The following is a 21,068-nucleotide window of genomic DNA, read 5'->3' as shown; positions in this document are numbered from 1 at the left end:
CGTTCCCCCTCACCGGTATTCGTCGATCCGGAACGAGACGCCCCAGTAGGCACCTCCGGCACACAGCAGGCCGATGATCAGCAGCACGATCGCGGTCGGCACCAGGGCGTCACCGGCGCCCGCGAGATCCTGCGTGGTCTTGGCCTCGGCGCTCTCCAGCTGCTTCTGGGTCACCTCGTCGTACTTCGTGAAGTGGGCGTTGGCCGAGTCGTCGGCGGCGGACGTGGCCTGCCGCACCGCACTGCGCCAGGCCCCGTCCACGTCGAGCGCGTTGATCTTCTCGTGCTGCTCGGCGTAGGCGTCGAGCTCCTGCGCGCCCTCACCGGTGGCCAGGTCGCGCGCGGCGTCGAACTTCGGTGTCCACAGCGGGTCTTCGTCGGTCGCCGAACCCTGCTCGATCAGGGTGAGGCTCTCCTGGGCCTTGGCCTGGAAGGCGTTCACCCGCGAGGTGCTCAGGTCGAGGGCGGGGCGCAGCGAATCGGTGCGCACGTCGTTGGCCTGGCTCTGCGCGGTGGTCATCGCGACCGCGGCCCCGGCCAGCGCGATCACGAGCACCAGGGTGGACGCGGCGGCCGGCAGGTTGACGTAGCGGTGCGAGTGCCGGGTGACCGCCACCTGCGCCGCGACCAGGCCGCCGATGCCCACCACGACCGCGAGCACGAGGATCCAGCGGTAGGTCGCGGCGTCGGCGAAGGCGTCGTCGACCGCCCGCTGGTCGGCCGCGGCACGCTCTTCGAGCGGCTTGATCACGTCGGCCTCGAGCAGGTCGCTGGCCGTGGTCAGGTAGCTCGCGCCGACCGACAGACCCTGCCGGTTGTTCGCGCGGGCCGAGGCCACGAAGCCGGAGTACCGGTTCAGCGCGGCGTTGACCTCGCCCAGGGCCTCGGCGTCGGCCTGGCTGTGCCGGGCGGCGAGCGCCAGGTCCTTCGACGCGGCCTCCATCGAGGACAGGTAGTTCTCGCGCTGGGCCTGTGACTCCAGGCCACCCTGCAGGAACGAGTTGGTGGAGTCGGCGTCGGCCTGGGCCAGGTTCGTCTGCACGCCCTGCAGGCGCAGCAGGTGGGTGGCCGAGGACGACGCCCGGCTCAGCGCGTCGGACCGGGCCTTCAGGGCCACGGCCCCGACCACGGCCCCGAACAGCACGGCCAGCACGGCGCCGATCGCGATCAGGCGCAGGCGGCCCGGGCTGCCGGAGAACGTCTGCCGCACGGTGGTTCCCAGGCCCACGGCCGGACGGCCGGGCGGGTCCGGGACGGTGCGCCCGTAGCCGGGCACCGGCATGGTGGTGAGGCTCATGGGGCGATCTCCGTTCCGGGGTCGGCGGGGCTGTCGTCTGTGCGGACGCCGAAGGGGTCCACTTCGTTGCTCGCCCGGCTCTCACCCTCGAGGTCGTCGGGCCGTAGCTCGCGCAGTTGCTCGAGGGTGGGCGCCTCGACGTCACGCAGCCGCCAGGCCTGGTGCCCGATCGCGGCCTCGAGCATGTTGCGCGCCCAGCGCCCGTTGCCGAAACCGACCGGGCGGCGCTCGGACGGCAGCAGCTCGCGGAACCGGGCCCGGGTCTCGTCGCCGATCTCGTAGTCGGCGTTGCCCGCGTGCAGTGTGAAGATCTGCTCGAGCTCGGCGTCGGTGTAGTCGTCGAACTCGATCACGGTGCGGAAGCGGCTGGACAGACCGGGGTTGCTCGCGATGAAACCGGCCATTGGGCCGGGGTATCCGGCCACGATGACGACCAGGTCGTCGCGGTGGTCTTCCATCTCCTTGACCAGGGTGTCGATGGCCTCGGTGCCGTAGTCGTCACCGGCCAGCGAGTACGCCTCGTCGATGAACAGCACGCCGCCGAGCGCGCTCTTGACCACCTCGGCGGTCTTCGCCGCGGTCTGCCCGAGGTAACCGGCGACCAGTTCGCTGCGGTCGACCTCGACCAGGTGCCCCTGCGAGAGCAGCCCGAGCGCCCGGTAGATGCCCGCGACCAGTCGCGCCACGGTGGTCTTGCCGGTGCCCGGGTTGCCGTTGAACACCAGGTGCCGGGTGATCGTGACGCTGCGCAGACCGGCCTCGGCGCGCAGCTTCTCGACGCGCAGGAGCTGGGCCTGACGGTGGATCTCGTTCTTCACCGTGGTCAGGCCGATCAGCGCGTCGAGTTCCTCGAGCAGCTCGGCGAGGGTCTTGGGCGGGACCTCGGGTTCGGCCGGTTCCCCGGGGGCCGCGGGCGGGTCGCCCGCGGTGGCCTGGGCCGGTGGCTGCGGTTGGGCCTGAAGCGGCGGTTGGGCCTGCAGCGGCGGTTGGGCCAGCCCCGGCGGTTGGGCCTGCAGCGGGTCGGTGCCCCCCGTGAAGCGCCAGCCCCCGGGGAGGTCCTGCACCGAAAGGGGCGCTCCGGCCTGCGGTGTCAGAGGCATCGGCAACGGGGGGACGCGGTGGTGGCCCGGGTGCGCACCGGAACCCGGCGCGGGGGGCGGGGTGTCGGTCACCGCGAGCTGCGCGGCCGATGCCGCGGCGGCGTTGGCCACGACCCGCATCGTCGGCTCCCCCAGCGAGCAGGCGGCCGAGGCCACCTCGGTGAGGGCCCGGGCGTAGGCGGCGGCGTGCGGGGTGCCGGCCAGGTGCGTCAGGAGTGCGGTGGGCGCGTTGCGCCAGCGCCGCGCGCTACTGGCGGCGTCGAAGAAGTCCTGGACCGTGCGCCCCAGCAGTTGCGCCCACTCCTGCGGGGCACCGGGGGCGGACTCGGCGATGGCGGCCGCGAAGGCGGCGCCCTCGGCCCGGGCCTGCTCACGGTCCAGCCCGGCCCCGGCGCCGGTGGCGCCCAGGGCCTCGAGGGTCTGCGTCAGTTCGGTCATGAGGCCCCCGGGGGTTGCAGACGGCGCGGCGGGGTGAGCCCCGGGTCGGTCGGCTCGTCGTCGGGTTCGGTGTCGATGGTGGACGCGGTGGCACCCGTCGCGGACGTCGGCTGCGGCGGCGCGGTGATCTGGCCGCCCAGGTCGAGACCGCTTCCCGCGCCGAACTTCTCCGCCAGGAACTGACCGTGCGCGACCAGGGCGGCCGCATCGGCCCGGACCACCGCGTCCAGAATCTGGTCCATCTTCCAGCCCAGGAGATCGAGCTGGTCGCAGAGCAGGAGCAGGGCGGTCTTGCCGTTCGCGATCGGCCGGGTGTCGGCCCACGAGCGGGGCAGACGCAGGTAGCCCCCGACTGCCTCGGGCAGATAGCTCGTGGCAGTGGCGACCACCGTGTGCGCCTGGTAGCTGCCGGCCCCGAGCTGGTCGAGCCGGGGCACCGTGTCCCGCACGATGGCCGCCACCCGGGAGACCCGGGACAGCACCATCGTGGGCACCCGCGTCGCGATCTCCCGCTCGAACTCGTCGAGTTCGGCCAGCAGCTCGGCGCTGGTCTTCACCTTCGGCAGCTCGAGCCGGGGCGGTTCCGGTTCGGGATCCTTCCCGAACATCCGGCCCAGCCAGTCACCGAAGGCCACGGTGGCCCCGTTTCGCACGCATGGTCAGGTCTACAGCTCTTCCGTTGTCACGTCAGGGTTCTCAGCGGTTTCGGATGGTTCTCAGCGGTTTCGGGCGGGGCTCAGCGGTTGATGCCGAGATCGAGCGCGCCGCCCCGCTCGGCCTGGGCCGTGCGCTGGTCGTTGGCGTGCACCCGGTCGAGATAGCCGCGCGCCTTGGTGGTCTCGGTCTCGAGCGTGCCGATCGTGGACGCCATCGTGTCCAGCGCCTGAACCTTGAACGTGTCGATCGCGTCCATGGTTGCGTAGATGTTGGCGAAGGCCCGCTGCAGCTCGGGCAGACCGACCGCGGCCGAGGCGGCGCCGGCCTGGATGCGGGCCGAGTTGTCTTTCAGCATCTCCGAGGTGCTCTCGATCATCCGCGAGGTGGTGCTGTTCAGCGCGGTGATCTGGTCGAGCACGAGCTGCTGGTTCGACAGCGCCTGGGCCACGATCACGGCCGTGCGCAGCGCCGACACCGTGGTGGTGGTGGCCCGGTCGACGCCCTTGATCAGCTCGAGGTTGTTCTTGATGATGATGTCCATCGCGAGGTAGCCCTGGATCGACACCGCCAGCTGGGTCAGCAGGTCCTGGTGCTTCTGGCGCACGTAGAACAGCACGTCCTCGCGCAGGGCCTTGGCGCGCTGCGGGTCACCGGCCTCGAGCTGGGAGATCTGCGCCGACAGCCGCGCGTCGAGCCGCTCGGCCACGTAGATGTACTGGTTCAGCCGCGCCATGGTGGTCCACAGCTGCTGCTTCTCCTGGTTCAGCGAGGCGTTGTCGCGGCGCAGCTCGTCCTGGCCGTTGTAGAGCGCCTGGATGATCGCGTTCAGTTGCTCCTGCGCGCTCTGGTACCGCTGGAAGTAGTCGCGCACCTTGTTGCCGAACGGAATCATCCCGAGGATCTTGCGGGAGCCCTGGGCGCCCTTCGGGTCGAGGTCCTCGACCGTGCGGCGCAGCTCGATCAGCGTGGAGCCGACCTTCGAGCCCTGCGCGAGACCGCCCTCGTTGAGCGCCTTCACCGGAACCTGCAGCAGCCGGTTGGAGCTGTCGGCGGCCTCGCGGATGTCGGTGTCGCCCATGGTGCGCACGTCGTTGGTGCGGCTGGCGAACTCCGGGGACTTGGGGTCGGCCGTCATCAGGGAGCCGATGTAGTCGTCGACCTTGGCGTCGAGACCGGGCAGGGCCGCCGGGTCGACGGCCGGGGCCATCTCGGGAGCCTGGGTCTGCGCGATCACCGGCGGCGGCTCGGGCGCGGCGAGCGTGAGCGAGGGAGCGGCCAGGGGCGGGGGCTCCAGTGGGCTCGGGCGGCTCGCGGCAGCCTGGGCACCGGGGGTCGTAGGCTCGCTCATCGAATCCCTTTCGCGTCAGTTCCCCCCGACGCCGGCGCGGGCGTTCAGGGCATTTCCCTCGGCCCGGATCCGGGCCTGCCCCTGAAGAACGCTGTACCCCGGATCGGCGTTGCATCGGGGCGTGCGCCCAGATTGCGCCAGCCTATGCGCAGACCCCCCGGGTCGCGATCACCCTCCGGGGACTTTCCACGCCAACAGCGCAACTGCGATACCGAGGACGAACATGGTCAGGACGTCCTGCTGCCGGGACCGGACCAGAAGGCCCAGGCAGAGGTAGTCGGGCAGCACCGCGCGGGCGGTGCCCCCGACCACCGCGGCCAGGGCGAGTGCCGCCCCACCCGCCTTGAACGTGAACAGCAAGGTCAGTGGCAGGGACGCCGCCACCAGCAGCAGCACCACCAGGAACGCGATCCGGCGTACCGGTAGCGACGGCCCTTCCACCTGAACTCAGCTCCCCGTTCTTTCGTTCGACGTCGGACGGATCAGTGCGCGAAGTGCCGGGTGCCGGTCAGGTACATCGTCACGCCGGCCGCCTGCGCCGCCGCGATCACCTCTTCGTCACGGATGGACCCGCCCGGCTGCACCACCGCGCGCACCCCGGCCTCGAGCAGCACCTGCAGGCCGTCGGCGAACGGGAAGAACGCGTCGGACGCGGCGACCGCGCCCTTGGCCCGGTCGGCCCCGGCCCGCTCGACCGCGAGGCGGCACGAGTCGACCCGGTTGACCTGGCCCATGCCGATGCCGACGCTGGCGCCGCCGTCGGCGAGCAGGATGGCGTTGGACTTGACCGCGCGGATGGCCTTCCAGGCGAACTCCAGGTCGGCGAGCGTGGCCGCGTCGGCCGGCTCCCCCGACACCAGGCGCCACTTCGAGGGCTCGTCGCCCGCGGTGGCCGTCTCGTCGCCGGCCCCGGCGTCGATGCGGTCGACCTGCTGGATCAGCAGACCGCCGCTGATCGGCCGGGTCTCGACGGCCTGGACCGGCGCGGCCGGCACCTTCAGCAGGCGGATGTTCTTCTTGCGGGTGAGCACCTCGAGCGCGGCCGGCTCGAAGCCGGGAGCGGCCACCACCTCGGTGAAGATCTCGGAGAGCCGCTCGGCCATCGCCACACTCACCGTGGAGTTGGTGGCCACCACGCCGCCGTAGGCCGAGACCGGGTCACAGTTGTGGGCCTTCAGGTGCGCGCCCGCCACCCCGTCGGCACCGGTCTCGACGGCGATGCCGCACGGGTTGTTGTGCTTGATGATCGCGACGGTCGGCGCCTGGCCGTGGTCGTGCGCGGCCCGCCACGCGGCGTCGGTGTCGACGTAGTTGTTGTACGACATCTCCTTGCCGTGCAACTGCTCGGCGTGGGCCAGGCCGGGCTGCGCCGACGTGTAGAGAGCGGCCTGCTGGTGCGGGTTCTCGCCGTACCGCAGCACGGCCTCGCGCTGGTAGGTGGCACCGGCCCAGACCGGGAACGCCGAGCCGTCTTCGGAGGGCGCCAGCACGCTGCCCATCCAGGAGGCGACCGCGACGTCGTACTCGGCGGTGTGCCGGAACGCGTCGGCGGCCAGCTGCTGACGCTGGGCCAGGGTGAACCCGCCCGCGGCGACGGCCGCCAGGAGGTCGGCGTAGCGCGCCGGGTCGACCACGACGGCCACCGACGGGTGGTTCTTCGCGGCGCCGCGCACCATGCTCGGGCCGCCGATGTCGATCTGCTCGACGCACTCGTCGGGCGTGGCGCCGGAGGCGACCGTGGCCGTGAACGGGTACAGGTTGCTGACCAGCAGGTCGAACGGCTCGACGCCGAGTTCACCGAGCTGCTGCACGTGCGAGTCGAGGCGGCGGTCGGCCAGCAGACCGGCGTGCACCTTCGGGTGCAGCGTCTTGACCCGGCCGTCGAGGCACTCGGGGAAGCCGGTGAGGTCTTCGACCTTGGTGACCGGGACGCCGGCCGCCGCGATGCGGGAGGCCGTGGAACCGGTGGAGACCAGGGCGACCCCGGCCTCGTGCAGGCCGCGGGCGAGGTCTTCGAGACCGGTCTTGTCGTAGACCGAGACCAGGGCCCGGCGGATCGGGAGGCGGCTGGTGGATTCGGACGTCATGCGTTCACTCCAAGCGGTGTTCTGCCGTCAGGGGTTTGCGCAGCAGTCGCTGCAGCTCAGGGCCCAGGCGAACGACCCGGAGGACGACACTCCACCGCTCCCCGGTGGTTGCCCACCCGAACGCCAGTCGCGGCGGAAGCATCCTAGCAACGCCTGGCGCAGGCCCGATCCGGCCTCGCACCCGGTCCCCGAACCCTCGAGCCGCCCTCGGGTCCCCGGCCGGTGCCCGACCGGCGCCCGACCGGTGCCCGACCCCAGATCGACCCCAGCCCGACCTCAGCCCAGCCGCACCCGGCGACCCTCGACCGACCAGCCGCCGACCGCCATCCGTTCCACCACGTCCACCAGCAGGGCCCGTTCGACCACCTTGATGCGCTCGTGCAGCGACTCCTCGGTGTCGTCGTCGAGCACCTCGACCGCCTGCTGGGCGACGATCGGGCCGGTGTCGGTGCCCGCGTCGACCAGGATCACCGAGCAGCCGGTGACCTTGACCCCGTGGGCCAGCGCGTCGCGCACGCCGTGGGCGCCCGGGAACGAGGGCAGCAGGGCCGGGTGGGTGTTGATCACCCGGCCGTCGTACGCCGCCAGCAGCGGTTCGCCGATGATGCGCATGAAGCCGGCCAGCACGATCAGGTCGGGCTTGAAAGTGTCCACGGCGCGCAGGAGGCCCTGGTTCCAGGCGGCGCGGTCGGGGAAGTCCTTCAGCTCGACCACCGCGGTGGGCACGCCGGCGGCCCGGGCGCGCTCCAGACCCAGCGCGTCGGCGCGGTCGGAGAGCACGGAACTGATGGTGTAGCCCTGCGCGTTGTCCAGGAGTGCCTGCAGCAAGGTTCCGCTGCCGGACACGACGACGGTGACCCGCGGCTGCGCCGTGGCGCTGCTCTCGGGTCCGGTTGCGGTGGGCACCTGCGGTTCCTCGGTCACGAACGGAGACGATAGCCAGACCCGGGCCACCCCCGGGCGCCGACCTCTCCGGGCACGTTCCGGCGCCGGTCCCGCCGCGTCCCCGCGGCACTGGATCTTTTGAGAACATCTGTACGATTTCGACCGCCGCCGGGTGGTCGCCCGAGCGAACGACGAGGAGCCGTGCCGAGCACCCCGAACCCCGGGCCGAGCAACGACTGGCCCGATGCACCGGAGAACACCCCGGTGCCGCACGACGACCGCGCGGCCGGAGTGACCGAGCCGATCGCCGCCGTGCCCGGCCCGGTTCCCGATGCCGCGGCGGATTCCCGGTCCGCCGCCGAAGACCCCACCGACGAGTGCTCCCGCCACCGCCCCCCGCTCCCGCCCGGCCAGATCCCGGCGGCCTGGCTGCCGAGCATGCCCGCGGCCGGTCCCGAAGAGCCCGATGGTGGACGCGCCGGTCACCCCACCCCCCACCTCACCTCCACGTCACCGGAGTCGGGCGAAACCCCCAGCTCCCCGCGGACTCCGGCGGCGTCCGGCCCTTCCGGCCCTTCCGACCCTTCCGGCGCGGAGTGGGGATCCCCGCCGCCGCACGACGGATCCGGCGGCCCAGGTCCCGGCGGTTTCGGTCCCGGCGGCCCGAGTTACGGGGGTCCTGGGCAGCCGGGCCCACTTCCCTCCGGACAGCCGGGGCAGGGCGCCTGGTTCCAGAGTCCGTCCCCCTCCGGGCCGCCGGCCGGTGGGCCCGGGGGCAACCCGGGCTGGAACGTGCCGGCGCGGAGGCGCAAGACCGCCGACGAGCTGAAGGCGCTCGCTCTCAAGACCCGTGACCGGTCGCGCCTGTTCGTGCTCATGGTGATCGGGATGCTGATCGTGGTGCAGCTGGCCCTGCCGTTCCGGCTGGCCGGGATCGCTCTGGGGCTGGCCGCCGCCTACGTCGGGATGCGGGCCCTGGTCGGCCTGGCCGAGATACGCCGGGCCGGGATGGGCTCGCGCGGCATCATTCTCACGTTGTTCGGACTCGGCATGACGGGCTATCTGCTCATCGTGCTGATGTCCCACGCCGTCTACTACCCGGTGTGGTCCGAGCTCGAGAGCTGCAAGGCGCGCGCCAACACGGACGTCGCCCAGCAGGCCTGCCAGGACCGCAGCCGCGAACAGTTCGACAGCATCCTCGACAACCTCCAGGACCGCAGCCGTAACCCGTAGCCACCGCCACCCGCCGCCGCACTCCGGCGGCGGGTCGCAGGTCTCCTCCTACGCCGGGTCGGACGGTTTCGGCTTCTTCGGGGTGTCCCCCGACGACGGCTCGTCCAGCCACGCCAGCGGGTCGTTCGCCAGCGAGGCCGGCGACTCCGGACGGCCCGCCACCCCACCTGGCCTCCGCCGTGCGAGCGCCCGCTTCCGCTGGGCGGCGCCTCCGGCTCCGGCACCAGGCGTCCGCGGACCCGATGTGCGAGAACTCGACCCGGGCGTCACCGCGCCCGCATCCCGCGCCCCCGGGCCCGACGTCCCTGAACCCGGCGTTCCCGGCCCGGACGTTCCTGAACCCGTCCCGCGCAGTCCCGCCCCGGGTGTCCGCACACCCGACCCCGGCGTCCGCACACCCGACCCCGGCGTCCGCAGACCCGACCCCGGCGTCCTCGCCTCGTCCCTCCTCGCGAACCCGGGGGCCGGCGTACGCGCCGACCCCAGCGACCCCGAGACACGCGTCGGCCCACCCAACCCCGACGAGCCGGACGAGCCCGGCTCACCCGCCGAACCCGAGCCCCCCGTAGAACCGGCAGAACCCGGGCTGCCCGCCGAACCCGCGGCTGCCCCCAACCCCGAAAGGCCACCGAGACCCGAGACGCCTCCCGAACCTGAGACGCGTCCCGAACCTGAGACGCCTCCTGAGCCCGAGACGCCCGCGGCACCCGCGGCACCCGCGGCACCCGCAACACCCGCCGCACCCGCCGCACCCGCCGCACCGGATGTATCCTCGTCGCCGTCCACCGCCCCCCGCCGGTCACGGCTCAGCGCCCGCACCCCCACCCCGGCCGCCACCGTCAGCACGATCGCCGCCCCGCACTCCAGCGACATCCACAGCACGAAGACCAGCAGGTCCGGGCCCATCGTGCCGAGGCGTCCCGGGCCCGCCGCACCGCCGGAGAGCCAGCCCAGCATCGCCCAGAACGCCGTCATCAGGCCGGTGGCCACCACGGCCCGCGCCGCCGGCAGGCGCACGTGGTGCGGCACGCGGTCGATCAGCTGACGCGTCGGCGAGGCGTCGAGGTGAATGAATGTGCGGCCCAGAGGAATCCGGAGCACCAGAATTCCCGTCACCACGCCACCGACGGCCGGGATCGCGACCAGCAGCCACAGCAGCTCCGAACCCGGCGCCCCGGGAAGCGCACCCAGCACCGGAATCGCGGGCAGCGCACCGAGATCGAGCCGGCCGGGTGCGACCGTGGTGTCCGAGCCGACCGAGAAGCCCGCGCCGGTGGCGTAGGACGTGGCCCAGATCATCAGGTTCGGCACCACCAGCAGCTGACCCAGCGTCAGCACGACGCCGCCGACCACCCCGGCGCCGAGAGCGCCGTGCAGGGTCGTGACCCGGTCCCAGCCCAGGGCCACGGCGACCACGAGCAGCACCAGACCGGCGAGCAGCTGCACCCCGACACCGATCAGCACCGGGCGCAGACAACGGCGGATCACCTTGGGGGCCCGGGTGCGGTCGACCAGCAGCGTCAGCCCGGGCCGCACTCCCCCGGCCACCCAGGCCGCCATCCCGGCCGCCCCGGCGAGACAGACGATCGTCATCGCGCCCGCGAACGCCTGGCCCAGAAGCGGTCTCACGGCCGGGCTGGTGGACAGCGCGGCGACGGCGGTGACGATCCCGGCGTAGCTGAACGCGAACACCGCCATGGCCTTCAGCGGCGGGGCCGCCGGACGGGCGCGGCCGATGCCCTCACGGATGGCCTCGGCGTTCGGGTCGAGCCCCCGGGCCAGCCGCACGCCGCCGAACCAGCAGCTGATCACCGGCACGAGCAGCAGTCCGATCGGGACCAGACTCACACTGCCCTCGGACAGCAGGATGCCCACGTGATGGCCGAGCAGCCAGGCCCCGGTGCCGAACGCCACGACGTCGGTCCACGGGGCCTTGCTGTAGGAGGCCGTGGCCCAGGCCAGCACCACCGGCACCATGACCACGGCGAGCGAGGCGGCCGCGGCCTGTGCGGCGACGACCGCCGAGTACAGCAGGACGTGGGGCCGCGGGACAGGGGGGTGCCCGACGGTGCTCGGGGGAAGGCCGGTCCGGTCCCGTACGGTGCTCATTCCAGCCATGCTGATGCAGGAATCGCCCGTGACGTGGGAATTCGCCGGGGGTGTCGCCGGATCCGGCACGAGTCACAGTTACCCCGGCAAACCCGACCCAAAGGTGCCCCGGAGGCGCAAGGGGCACCGACGCGTCCACCATCGACCAAAACGGCTGCGGCCACAGGCGAACCCGTGGCCGCGACCGCTGGTGCGGAAAATCAGAGCTGGCTGACGATCTCGCGCATCAGCTGGGCGGTCTCGCTCGGCGTCTTGCCGACCTTGACCCCGGCGGCCTCGAGGGCCTCCTTCTTCGCCTGCGCGGTGCCGGACGAACCCGACACGATGGCGCCCGCGTGACCCATGGTCTTGCCCTCGGGGGCGGTGAAGCCCGCGACGTAGCCGACGACCGGCTTGGTCACGTGCTCCTTGATGTAGGCCGCCGCCCTCTCCTCGGCGTCGCCACCGATCTCGCCGATCATGACGATCGCCTTGGTGTCGGGGTCGGCCTCGAACGCGGCGAGCGCGTCGATGTGCGTGGTGCCGATGACGGGGTCGCCACCGATGCCGACGCCGGACGAGAAGCCGATGTCCCGCAGCTCGTACATCATCTGGTAGGTCAGCGTGCCGCTCTTGCTGACCAGGCCGATCGGGCCCGGGCCGGTGATGCTGGCCGGGATGATGCCGACGTTCGACTTGCCGGGGCTGATCAGGCCCGGGCAGTTCGGCCCGATGAGCCGCGTGGTGCCGGAGTTCACGGCGTGCTGGTAGAAGTCCGCGGTGTCGTGCACCGGGACGCCCTCGGTGATGACGACGGCCAGCGGGATGCCCGCGTCGATCGCCTCGTCGGCGGCGGCCTTGGTGAAGGCGGCCGGCACGAAGATGACGCTGACGTCGGCGCCGGTCTCCTTGATCGCCTCGGCGACCGTGCCGAACACGGGAACCGAGACGCCGCCCTCGAACTCGACCGTGGTGCCGGCCTTGCGCGGGTTCACGCCACCGACGACCTGCGTGCCGGACTTCAGCATCAGCTGGGCGTGCTTCTTGCCCTCGGAGCCGGTCAGGCCCTGGACGATGACCTTGCTGTTCTCATCGATGAAGATCGCCATCGTCAGGCTCCCTTGGCTGCGAGCTCGGCCGCGCGGGAGGCGGCGCCGTCCATCGTGTCCACCTGCTCGAGGCCGGTGAGCCCCGCGTCGGTGAGGATCTGCCGGCCCAGTTCGGCGTTGTTGCCGTCGAGCCGGACCACGAGCGGACGGGTGACGGCCTCGCCGCGGGACTCCAGCAGGGCGAACGCCTGAACGATGCCGTTCGCCACCGCGTCGCAGGCGGTGATGCCGCCGAAGACGTTGACGAACACGGACTTCACCTGCGGGTCGGAGAGGATGATCTCCAGGCCGTTGGCCATCACCTCGGCGCTCGCGCCACCGCCGATGTCGAGGAAGTTGGCGGGCTTGGAGCCACCGAACTCCTCACCGGCGTAGGCGACGACGTCGAGGGTGCTCATCACGAGACCCGCACCGTTGCCGATGATGCCGACGTTGCCGTCGAGCTTCACGTAGTTGAGGTTCTTCTCCTTGGCCTTCGCCTCGAGCGGGTCGGCCGCGGCCGAGTCGGCCAGCGCCTCGTGCTCGGTGTGGCGGAAGCCGGCGTTCTCGTCGAGCGAGACCTTGCCGTCGAGCGCGATGATCCGGCCGTCGCCGCTCTTGATCAGCGGGTTGACCTCGACGAGGGTGGCGTCTTCGCTCTTGAAGACGGTCCAGAGCTTCTGGATGACCTCGATGATCTGCGGCTTCACCTCGTCGGCGAAGTTCGCGGCGTCGACGATCTCCTGGGCCTTGGCCGCGTCGATGCCGGTGATGGCGTCGACGGGGATGCGGGCGAGGGCCTCGGGGCGCTCCACCGCGAGCTCCTCGATCTCCATGCCGCCCTCACGGGAGGCCATGGCGAGGTAGGTGCGGTTGGCGCGGTCGAGCAGGACGGAGAAGTAGTACTCCTCGGCGATGTCCGCGCCCTGGGTCACCATGACCCGGCGCACGGGCAGGTCCTTGATCGTCAGCGCGAGGATGTCCTTCGCGCGCTCGGCCGCCTCTTCCGGGGACTTGGCCAGCTTGACGCCACCGGCCTTGCCCCGGCCACCGGCCTTGACCTGCGCCTTGACGACGACGACGGAACCTTCGAGCTTCTTCGCAGCCTCGGCGGCCTGCTCGGGCGTGTCGGCCACGACGGCGTCCAGCACCGGTACGCCGTGGGCCGCGAACAGATCGCGTGCCTGGTATTCGTACAGATCCACGGGTGGTCCTCAACGACGGGGACGGATGTACGACCGAGCCTAGTCCGGACAGGTTCGCGGTCCGGACCATGTCGCCGTGGAGCGCGTCACGTCCGGGCGGGTTTCCCGGACGAGCGGACGACCGGACGAGCGGACGACCGGGCGGCCGGGCACGTGGACGGCGCAGGCGCGGGCCCGGCGGACATGACAGGCTGCTCGGGTGATTGCGGCACATCGGTACCGGTCCTCTCAGCACCCCCTCAATCAGCACGGCCACTGGCTTCGCGCCGCCACCGGGTTGCTGGTGACGGGATTCGCGCTGACGGCCTGCTCGTCGGGCTCGTCCCCGGAGACGGCCGCCGCCTCCCCGACCGCCGACAGCCGGGATCTGCCCGGTACGACCGACACGACGTCGCCGACCCCCGACGCCACGACCACCACCGCCGATCCGGCGGCCATGTGCGTGCAGTCCGCGCTGGACTCGCTCAGCCCCGCCGAGAAGGCCGGGCAGCTGGTGATGGCCGGTACCGCGCTGACCTCGGCCGATGACGTGGTTTCGGTGATGACGAAGAGCCACCTGGGCTCGGTGTTCCTGCACGGGCGCAGTGGCCGTTCCGCATCCGCGCTGAAGAGGGAGATCGGCCGCCTGCCGTCGATCGAGGCGGGTGAGGCGACGATCGAGCCGCTGGTGTCGATCGACCAGGAGGGCGGCGCGGTGCAGTCGCTGCGCGGGGGCACCTGGGGCCGACTGCCCGATGCGCGCACCCAGGGCGAGTGGTCGGCCTCGCGGCTGTCGCAGGAGACCGAAACCTGGGCGAAAAAGCTTGCCGCGGCCGGGATCACCATGGATCTGGCCCCGGTCGCCGACACCGTTCCGGAGGGCTTCGAGCGGCGTAACCCGCCGATCGGGGTGTTCGGCCGGGAGTTCGGCACCGACGCGAAGACGGTCTCCGAGGCCATCACCACCGTCACCACCGCGCTCGAGGGCAACGGGGTCATCGCCACCGTCAAGCATTTCCCGGGGCTGGGGCGGGTCACACGCAATACCGACACCTCGAGCGGCGCCGTGGACTCGAAGACCACCGCGACCGATGCCTACCTGAGCCCGTTCCAGGCCGGCATCGACGCCGGGGCGGGGGCGGTGATGGTGTCGTCGGCCACCTACACCCGTATCGACCCGGACAACCGCGCGGTGTTCTCGTCGAAGGTGATCACCGATCTGCTGCGCGGATCGATGGGCTACGACGGGGTCGTGATGACCGACGACGTGGGTGCGGCCAAGGCCGTCAGTGACGTCTCGGCCGGTCAGCGGGCGGTGCGGTTCGTGCAGGCCGGGGGTGATCTGGTGCTCACCGTCCCGGCTGACCAGGCGCGGGCGATGATGGTGGCGCTGTCGCGGAAGGCCGCCTCCGACGAGGACTTCCAGGGTCAGGTCGACGCGTCGGTCGAGCGGGTGCTGCGGCTCAAGCAGAAGGCGGGTCTGCTCACCTGCGGCGAGGGCTGAGTTCGGTTCAACGGTGGACGCGGCGGTCACCCGCCGCGCCACCGGTCACCTCGGCGCGCACCGCGAAGGGCGGACGCGTGGCGCACCCGCCGCTCCGGCCTCCAGCTCTCGGTGGCGCCCTCACCCGGGAGTGGGCGCAGGATGTAAAGGAAGGCGTCGAGACCCGGCCCGGCGTGCCGGATCGTGCTGCTTTCGACGATCGACAGCTTCAGAGGGCCGCGGGCAGGTGGCCGTTCGCCAGCACCAGGGCGTCGGTGGCCCCGGACAGCGCCGACACCACGGCCGCGGCCGGTTCGGCGTGCACCCCGGGGTAGTCGATCTCGCCCGGGGCGCCGACCGCGAAGGCCAGACGCTCTGCCCCCAGACTGAACCGCGCATCGACCCCGGGCTTGTTGCCACGCGGATCCTGCCGGTGCCAGCCGTCTTTCAGGTACACCGAGATCAGGCCGTGCAGCACGAACGCGTCACCGTCGTCGGTGAGTCGCTGGTAGCAGAAACCGGCCGGCACCCCCTGCGCCCGCAGCAGCGCCACCAGCAGGTGGGACTTGGCGTAACAGAACCCCACGCCCTCGGCCAGCACCTCGGAGGCGGTCAGCGTGATGCGCGGATCCCGCGCGTCGATGCTGTGCCGGATCTCGTCGCGCACCCACTCGAACGCGGCCCGGGCGAAAGACTCGTCGTCGGGGTGCTTCTCGCGCAGATCGGCCGCCAGCTGCCGCACGCGCGGATACTGGTGGTCGACAACCGCTGACGCCGCGAGGTATTCGGCCGTCACAGCTTGGTCACCGGCGCGTACCGCAGCAGCAGACGCTTGACGCCCTCACCGAAATCGATGTGTGCGACGGTCTTGTCGCCCTCACCGACCACCTCGATCACCCGGCCCAGGCCGAACGCGTCGTGGGTGACGCGGTCGCCCGGCGACAGGTTCACGACCTTGCGGTTGCCCGGCGAGCCACCGCCCGGGCGCTGGGCCAGGCGGGCCACGGCCGGGGTGGTGGACGCCCGCATCGACGTGGACTCGCTGCGGCGCCAGGTGATGAGCTCGGCCGGGATCTCGTTGAGGAACCGGCTGGGCGGGTTGTAGCTCGGCTGCCCCCAGGCACTGCGGATCGCGGCGCGGGTGATGTAGAGGCGCTGCTCGGCCCGGGTCAGGCCGACGTAGGCCAGACGCCGTTCCTCGGCCAGCTCCTTCGGCTCCTGCAGCGAGCGCATGTGCGGGAAGGCGCCGTCTTCGAGGCCGGTGAGGAAGACGACCGGGAACTCGAGGCCCTTGGCGGTGTGGAGGGTCATCAGGGTGACCACCCCGACGTCTTCCTTGGGCTCATCGCCCTCGGTCTCCTCGTCGTCGGGGATCTCGTCGGCGTCGGCCACCAGCGACACCTGCTCGAGGAAGTCCTGCAGCGAGCCCTCGGGCGTGGTGCGGGCGTACTCCTGGGTGACGGCCACCAGTTCGGCCAGGTTCTCGACGCGGGTCTCGTCCTGCGGGTCCTGGCTGTTCTGCAGCTCGTCGAGGTAGCCGGTCTGCTCGAGCACGGCCTCCAGCACGGTGCCCGGGTCGGTGCCACCCTCGACCAGGGTGCGCAGCTGGTCGAGCAGGCCGGCGAACTTCTGCACCGCGGTGAGCGAGCGGGTCGCGATGCCGGGGGCCTCGCCGGCGCGGAGCAGCGCGTCGCCGAAGGCGATGTTCTCGCGCTCGGCGAGCGCCGCGATCGCGCCCTCGGCCCGGTCGCCGATGCCGCGCTTGGGCACGTTGATGATGCGCCGCAGGTTGACCGTGTCGGTCGGGTTCACCAGCACGCGCAGGTAGGCCAGCGCGTCTTTGATCTCGCGGCGCTCGTAGAACCGGGTGCCGCCGACCACCTTGTAGGGAACACCGGCCCGCACCAGCACTTCTTCGAGCGCCCGGGACTGGGCGTTGGTGCGGTAGAAGATCGCGACGTCACCGGGCCGGACCCCGTCGCTCCGGCCGAGCTTCTCGATCTCCTCGGTGACGAACGCGGCCTCGTCGTGCTCGTCGTCGGCGACGTAACCGGTGATGGCCGCGCCCGGCGCCCCGGCCGTCCACAGGCGTTTGGGCTTGCGGTCGGGGTTGTTCTCGATCACCGCGTTGGCCGCGGACAGGATGGTCTGCGTGGAGCGGTAGTTCTGCTCCAGCATGATCGTGCGGGCCTGCGGGTAGTCGAGCTCGAATTCGATGATGTTGCGGATCGAGGCGCCGCGGAAGGCGTAGATCGACTGGTCGGCGTCACCCACCACGGTGAGCTCGGCCATCGGGATGATCGGCTTGCCGGCGTCGGCCGGGCGCTTGGACTGCGTGGCCGCCTCGCCGCCGACGAGCTCGCGGATCAGGATGTACTGCGCGTGGTTGGTGTCCTGGTACTCGTCGACCATGATGTGCCGGAAGCGCCGCCGGTACTGCTCGGCCACCTCGGGGAACGCCTGCAGGATGTTGACCGTGGTCATGATCAGGTCGTCGAAGTCGAGCGCGTTGGCCTGGCGCAGCCGCCGCTGGTAGCCGGTGTAGACCTCGGCCAGGTTGCGCTCGGCGGGGCTGCCCTCGCCGACCCTGGAGGCGTTGGTCTCTTCGTCGATCAGCTCGTTCTTCAGGTTCGAGATCTGCGCGGCCAGGCCCCGCGGCGGGTACTTCTTGGGATCGAGGTCGAGCTCGCGGGCGACCAGGCCGATGAGGCGCTGGGAGTCGGCCGAGTCGTAGATCGAGAAGTTCGAGCGCAGGCCCACGTTCGGGGCCTCGCGGCGCAGGATGCGCACGCACGAGGAGTGGAACGTGGACACCCAGATCGAGCTCGCCCGCGGCCCGACCATGGTGGCGACGCGCTCACGCATCTCGGCGGCGGCCTTGTTGGTGAAGGTGATCGCCAGGATCTGCCCGGGGCGCACACCGCGCGCCGCCAGCAGGTAGCCGATGCGGTGGGTGAGCACCCGGGTCTTGCCGGAACCGGCGCCGGCCATGATGAGCAGCGGCGAGTCGCGGTGCAGCACGGCCGCCTGCTGCTGCTCGTTGAGCCCCTCGACCAGCTTCTCGGGATCGAGGTTGGGGGCGACGGCCCGCAGGTCACGCCGGGGTGCCTCTTCGGCGGGGGCCTCGTCGCCCTTGACCAGCTGGGGCAGCGGGTAGCGCCGGGCCGACCGCTCGGCGGCCAGCTGCCGCGCCTTCTCCTTCTTGGAGAGCTCCGGCTCCTTCTTGGAGGGCTCCGGCTCCTTCTGGGAGGGCTCCGGCACGGAGGACGAGGCGCCGGCGGGCCCGGGTGAGACGGACGCGGGCACGGCGGCCTCGGGGGACGAGGACTCGGCGGGCCCCGACGAGGAGGACACCGCCCCGTGGGCGAGCCCCGGGGTGGCGAGCTCGGGCCAGACGACCGCGGATCCCGACGACTCCGGCGTGGGCTCCGCGGCCACCGAGCCCGGCGGCAGCAGGCTCTCGGGCGCGGGGGCCGCCTCCGGAGTGGCCTGCGCGGGCGCCTTCTTGGCAGCCTTGCGCGGGCCCTTCGCGCCGGCCGGCGGCTCCGGGGGGAAGTCGGGGAGATCGAATAGCGTGCTCATCGGAAATCAGCCTACGTGCCCCCACCGACAGCCTCGACCAGCCGAGCCCGGCAGTTACAGCAACCGCCGGTCGGCCGCCCACCGGGTCAGCTCGTGCCGGCTCGACAGCTGCAGCTTGCGCAGCACCGCCGACACGTGGGTCTCCACCGTCTTGACCGAGATGAAGAGCTCCTTCGCGACCTCCTTGTAGGCGTACCCCCGGGCGATCAGGCGCATCACCTCACGCTCGCGGGCGCTGAGCCGGTCGAGCTCGGTGTCCACCTGGGCCACCTCCCCGGCGCCGGTGCCGAACGCGTCCAGCACGAAACCGGCCAGCCGGGGCGAGAACACGGCGTCGCCCGACGCCACGGTGAGCACCGCCGCGATCAGCTCGGTGCCGGAGATCGACTTGGTCACGTAGCCCCGGGCACCCGCCCGGATCACCGCGATCACGTCTTCCGCGGCGTCCGACACGCTCAGCGCCAGGAAGCGGGTGCCCGGCGCGTCGGGCGAGGTGGCCGTCAGCGAGGCCGAGCGGGACAGCACCTCCCGGCCTCCCGGCCGGATCGTGCCGCCGGGCAGGTGCACGTCGAGCAGCACCACGTCGGGGCGGGTCCGCTCGACCACGGCGACGGCCTCCTCCACGTCCCCGGCCTCACCGACGATGTCGAGCTTGCCCGCCGAGACCGCGGGGGCGAGCTCGGCCCGGACCCCGCTGCGGAACACCCGGTGGTCGTCCACGATCACCACCCGGACCGGCAGCTTCACGGTGGGTGCGGCGACGTCCTGACTCACTGTTCCTCCTCAGACGAACCGCGGTCGGGCAGCAACAGCCGGACCTCGGTCCCTTCACCTGCTTCGCTGCGGACGCGGGCCGACCCACCGTGCCGTTCCATCCGGCCGATGATCGATTCCCGCACTCCCAGCCGGTCTTCCGGCACGGCGGCCAGGTCGAAGCCCGGCCCCCGGTCACGCACGAACGCCTCGATCCCGTCGGGCATGCACTCCACGTACACCCGCACCGACTCCCCGCCCGCGTGACGCGCCGCGTTGGCGACTGCCTCGCGCAGCGCCGACAGCAGCGAGACGGCTCGCTCGTCGACCGGCCGGTCTCCCACCGTGACCACCTCGATCACGGCTCCGTGCACGTCTTCCGCCTCGGCCGCGAGTGCCGCCACCCGGGCCGAGATCATCGTCGGGTCGTTGTCGCCACCACCGTAGAGCCAGCCGCGCAGGTCCCGTTCCTGGGCGCGGGCCAGCCGGGCCACCTCGGCGCTGTCGGAACTGCGCCGCTGGATCAGGGCCAGCGTCTGCAGCACCGAGTCGTGCAGGTGGGCGGCGATGTCGGCGCGCTCGGACTCGCGCACCCGGCCGGTGCGCTCGGCGTCGAGCGTGCGCCAGAACCGCACGCCCCAGGGCGCGAACACCACGGCCACCCCGAACAGCACGGCGAACGTGGCCAGCAGGGTCTGCCCGAGCACCATCGGATCGGCGTTCTGCACCACCATCAGCACGATGCCGAGCACCACGAGCACCACGCCGAGCATCAACCGCAGCGTGGTGGCGCGGGTGGTGAAACCGGTCGACGAGAACCAGCGCGAGCGGTCGGCCTCGTCGAACTGGGCGTACGCGATCACCGCGCCGGAGGCCACGATCAGCAGCGGCAGGGTGAAGCCGGAGGCCACCTCGAGACCGCTCCAGTTCGCCACCAGCACACCGCACGCCGCGAGCAGGCAGATGCCGGCGAACAGGTCGGCGCGCAGGCGGGTGTGGCGGCTCGAGCGTTCCTGGCGTTCCACGTCTTCGACGGCGGCCGCCACCGCGGCGGCGCGGGCGGCCCGGGCCGTCTCCTGCACGCTGCGGGGCTGCTGGTCGGGGTCGATGGTGGACGTGGTGGTCGCGGAGTCGCTCACCTCACCGGCCGGGGTGGTCACGGTGGCGGGGGACCCGTCGGGCACCGGCTCGAAGGTGTTGGCCAGAGGCGCGTTCTCGGGGTGCGAGGGCGCATGCGCCGACGCGGGCCCGAGGTCCGCCGGGGCGGTCTGCCCGTTCGGTTCACCGGACGCACCGACCGGTGCGGTGGACGCGGTGGGTGCCGGCGCGTCCGTCATCCCTACGGCCGGTGCGCCGGGAGCGTTCGCCGGGAACGGGCGTCCCCCGATCTGGGTGCCCAGAATCGGGCCGCCCGAGTAGGGAGCCCGCGCCGCCGCCTGCTGCGCCGCCTCGGCGGCCGCGGCGGACGAGGAGTCGGGCACCAGGGCCCAGAGCCAGGCGTAGAGCACCGCGCCCGGGCCACCCATGATCGCGGCCACGACGAAACCGAACCGCACCGCGTTGACCGGCAGCCCGAGGTGAACCGCGACCCCGGCGGCGACCCCGGCCAGCATCCGCTTCTCCTGCGGGCGCACCAGCGGCGGGCGGCGCAACGGGGACGGACCGGACGGACCCGGCGGGCCCGGCGGGAACGGGCCCCCCGGACCACGCACCGGATCGGGACCGACCAGTGGCGTGGATGTGCTCACCGAGCCATCGTCACACGGGTGCACGCCGATTCCCTCAGGGATCGACCCGCGACCCTTCCCCCACCGGATCAGGGTGGTCTCGGGGGCACCCCCGATCC

General features: G+C 72.1%; 16 protein-coding genes and 1 riboswitch. Of the genes, 2 read left to right on the top strand and 14 right to left on the bottom strand.

The features are described from left to right. Positions 1 to 9: 9 nt before the first annotated feature. The 7 genes from J2S57_RS15195 to purN all read right to left on the bottom strand — a co-directional run bounded on the left by J2S57_RS15195 (position 10) and on the right by purN (position 7,850). Entirely contained in the window at positions 10 to 1,296 is a 1,287-nt protein-coding gene (locus tag J2S57_RS15195; RefSeq protein WP_307243130.1) for a GlnX family signal transduction membrane protein, read from the bottom strand. Then, positions 1,293 to 2,834, bottom strand: coding sequence for an AAA family ATPase (locus J2S57_RS15190; RefSeq protein WP_307243128.1), 1,542 nt, complete (start codon positions 2,832 to 2,834; stop codon positions 1,293 to 1,295). Before J2S57_RS15190 ends, J2S57_RS15195 begins: the two co-directional genes overlap by 4 nt. Next, the gene (locus tag J2S57_RS15185; RefSeq protein WP_307243127.1) at positions 2,831 to 3,487 is read right to left on the bottom strand and encodes a hypothetical protein; all 657 of its coding nucleotides are present in this window, start codon (positions 3,485 to 3,487) and stop codon (positions 2,831 to 2,833) included. The genes J2S57_RS15190 and J2S57_RS15185 overlap by 4 nt, the downstream gene beginning before the upstream one ends. Positions 3,488 to 3,570: 83 nt before the next feature. After that, the gene (locus tag J2S57_RS15180; RefSeq protein ID WP_307243124.1) at positions 3,571 to 4,839 is read right to left on the bottom strand and encodes a toxic anion resistance protein; all 1,269 of its coding nucleotides are present in this window, start codon (positions 4,837 to 4,839) and stop codon (positions 3,571 to 3,573) included. 168 nt (positions 4,840 to 5,007) lie between these two features. Beyond that, positions 5,008 to 5,280: a DUF3017 domain-containing protein gene (locus J2S57_RS15175; RefSeq protein WP_307243122.1), complete on the bottom strand. Its 273-nt coding sequence runs from the start codon at positions 5,278 to 5,280 to the stop codon at positions 5,008 to 5,010. Positions 5,281 to 5,321: 41 nt separating this feature from the next. Further along, a complete protein-coding gene (gene purH / locus J2S57_RS15170; protein ID WP_307243120.1) occupies positions 5,322 to 6,926 on the bottom strand; it encodes a bifunctional phosphoribosylaminoimidazolecarboxamide formyltransferase/IMP cyclohydrolase in 1,605 nt (534 codons plus the stop codon). A 54-nt stretch (positions 6,927 to 6,980) separates the two neighbouring features. Next, positions 6,981 to 7,067: riboswitch (ZMP/ZTP riboswitch) on the bottom strand. A gap of 135 nt (positions 7,068 to 7,202) precedes the next feature. Continuing rightward, on the bottom strand, positions 7,203 to 7,850 hold the full coding sequence (purN, locus tag J2S57_RS15165; protein ID WP_307243118.1) for a phosphoribosylglycinamide formyltransferase: 648 nt from the start codon (positions 7,848 to 7,850) through the stop codon (positions 7,203 to 7,205). A 162-nt stretch (positions 7,851 to 8,012) separates the two neighbouring features. Here purN and J2S57_RS15160 point away from each other — a divergent pair, with 162 nt between their 5' ends. Beyond that, on the top strand, positions 8,013 to 9,044 hold the full coding sequence (locus J2S57_RS15160; protein ID WP_307243116.1) for a hypothetical protein: 1,032 nt from the start codon (positions 8,013 to 8,015) through the stop codon (positions 9,042 to 9,044). A 48-nt stretch (positions 9,045 to 9,092) separates the two neighbouring features. On the opposite strand, the gene J2S57_RS15155 is transcribed toward J2S57_RS15160, so the two are convergent. The 3 genes from J2S57_RS15155 to sucC form a co-directional block, all read right to left on the bottom strand. Next, positions 9,093 to 11,153, bottom strand: coding sequence for a cell division protein PerM (locus J2S57_RS15155; RefSeq protein ID WP_307243114.1), 2,061 nt, complete (start codon positions 11,151 to 11,153; stop codon positions 9,093 to 9,095). 200 nt (positions 11,154 to 11,353) lie between these two features. Then, positions 11,354 to 12,241, bottom strand: a complete 888-nt coding sequence (gene sucD, locus J2S57_RS15150) for a succinate--CoA ligase subunit alpha (protein ID WP_307243112.1) — start codon at positions 12,239 to 12,241, stop codon at positions 11,354 to 11,356. Positions 12,242 to 12,243: 2 nt separating this feature from the next. Continuing rightward, positions 12,244 to 13,425 carry an ADP-forming succinate--CoA ligase subunit beta gene (gene sucC, locus J2S57_RS15145; protein WP_307243110.1) on the bottom strand — a complete coding sequence of 394 codons (1,182 nt, stop codon included), beginning with the start codon at positions 13,423 to 13,425 and terminating at the stop codon, positions 12,244 to 12,246. Between the two features lie 283 nt (positions 13,426 to 13,708). On the opposite strand from sucC, the gene J2S57_RS15140 reads away from it, so the two are divergent. Then, entirely contained in the window at positions 13,709 to 14,908 is a 1,200-nt protein-coding gene (locus J2S57_RS15140; RefSeq protein ID WP_307243108.1) for a glycoside hydrolase family 3 N-terminal domain-containing protein, read from the top strand. A gap of 208 nt (positions 14,909 to 15,116) precedes the next feature. Here the strand turns inward: J2S57_RS15140 and J2S57_RS15135 are convergent, their stop codons facing one another. From J2S57_RS15135 to J2S57_RS15120, 4 genes are read right to left on the bottom strand one after another with little or no spacing between them, the layout of a single operon-like run. Continuing rightward, positions 15,117 to 15,629: a transglutaminase-like domain-containing protein gene (locus tag J2S57_RS15135; RefSeq protein ID WP_307243105.1), complete on the bottom strand. Its 513-nt coding sequence runs from the start codon at positions 15,627 to 15,629 to the stop codon at positions 15,117 to 15,119. Positions 15,630 to 15,679: 50 nt separating this feature from the next. Next, the gene (gene pcrA, locus J2S57_RS15130) at positions 15,680 to 18,469 is read right to left on the bottom strand and encodes a DNA helicase PcrA (RefSeq protein WP_307243103.1); all 2,790 of its coding nucleotides are present in this window, start codon (positions 18,467 to 18,469) and stop codon (positions 15,680 to 15,682) included. A 54-nt stretch (positions 18,470 to 18,523) separates the two neighbouring features. Further along, positions 18,524 to 19,243 carry a LuxR C-terminal-related transcriptional regulator gene (locus J2S57_RS15125; RefSeq protein ID WP_307243101.1) on the bottom strand — a complete coding sequence of 240 codons (720 nt, stop codon included), beginning with the start codon at positions 19,241 to 19,243 and terminating at the stop codon, positions 18,524 to 18,526. Then, positions 19,240 to 20,970, bottom strand: coding sequence for a PspC domain-containing protein (locus J2S57_RS15120; protein WP_307243099.1), 1,731 nt, complete (start codon positions 20,968 to 20,970; stop codon positions 19,240 to 19,242). Before J2S57_RS15120 ends, J2S57_RS15125 begins: the two co-directional genes overlap by 4 nt. Between the last annotated feature and the right edge of the window lie 98 nt (positions 20,971 to 21,068).

Origin of the sequence: Kineosporia succinea, assembly GCF_030811555.1 — a bacterium.
Classification (GTDB): Bacteria; Actinomycetota; Actinomycetes; order Actinomycetales; family Kineosporiaceae; genus Kineosporia; species Kineosporia succinea.
This window is presented reverse-complemented; position numbering and strand designations above follow the sequence as displayed.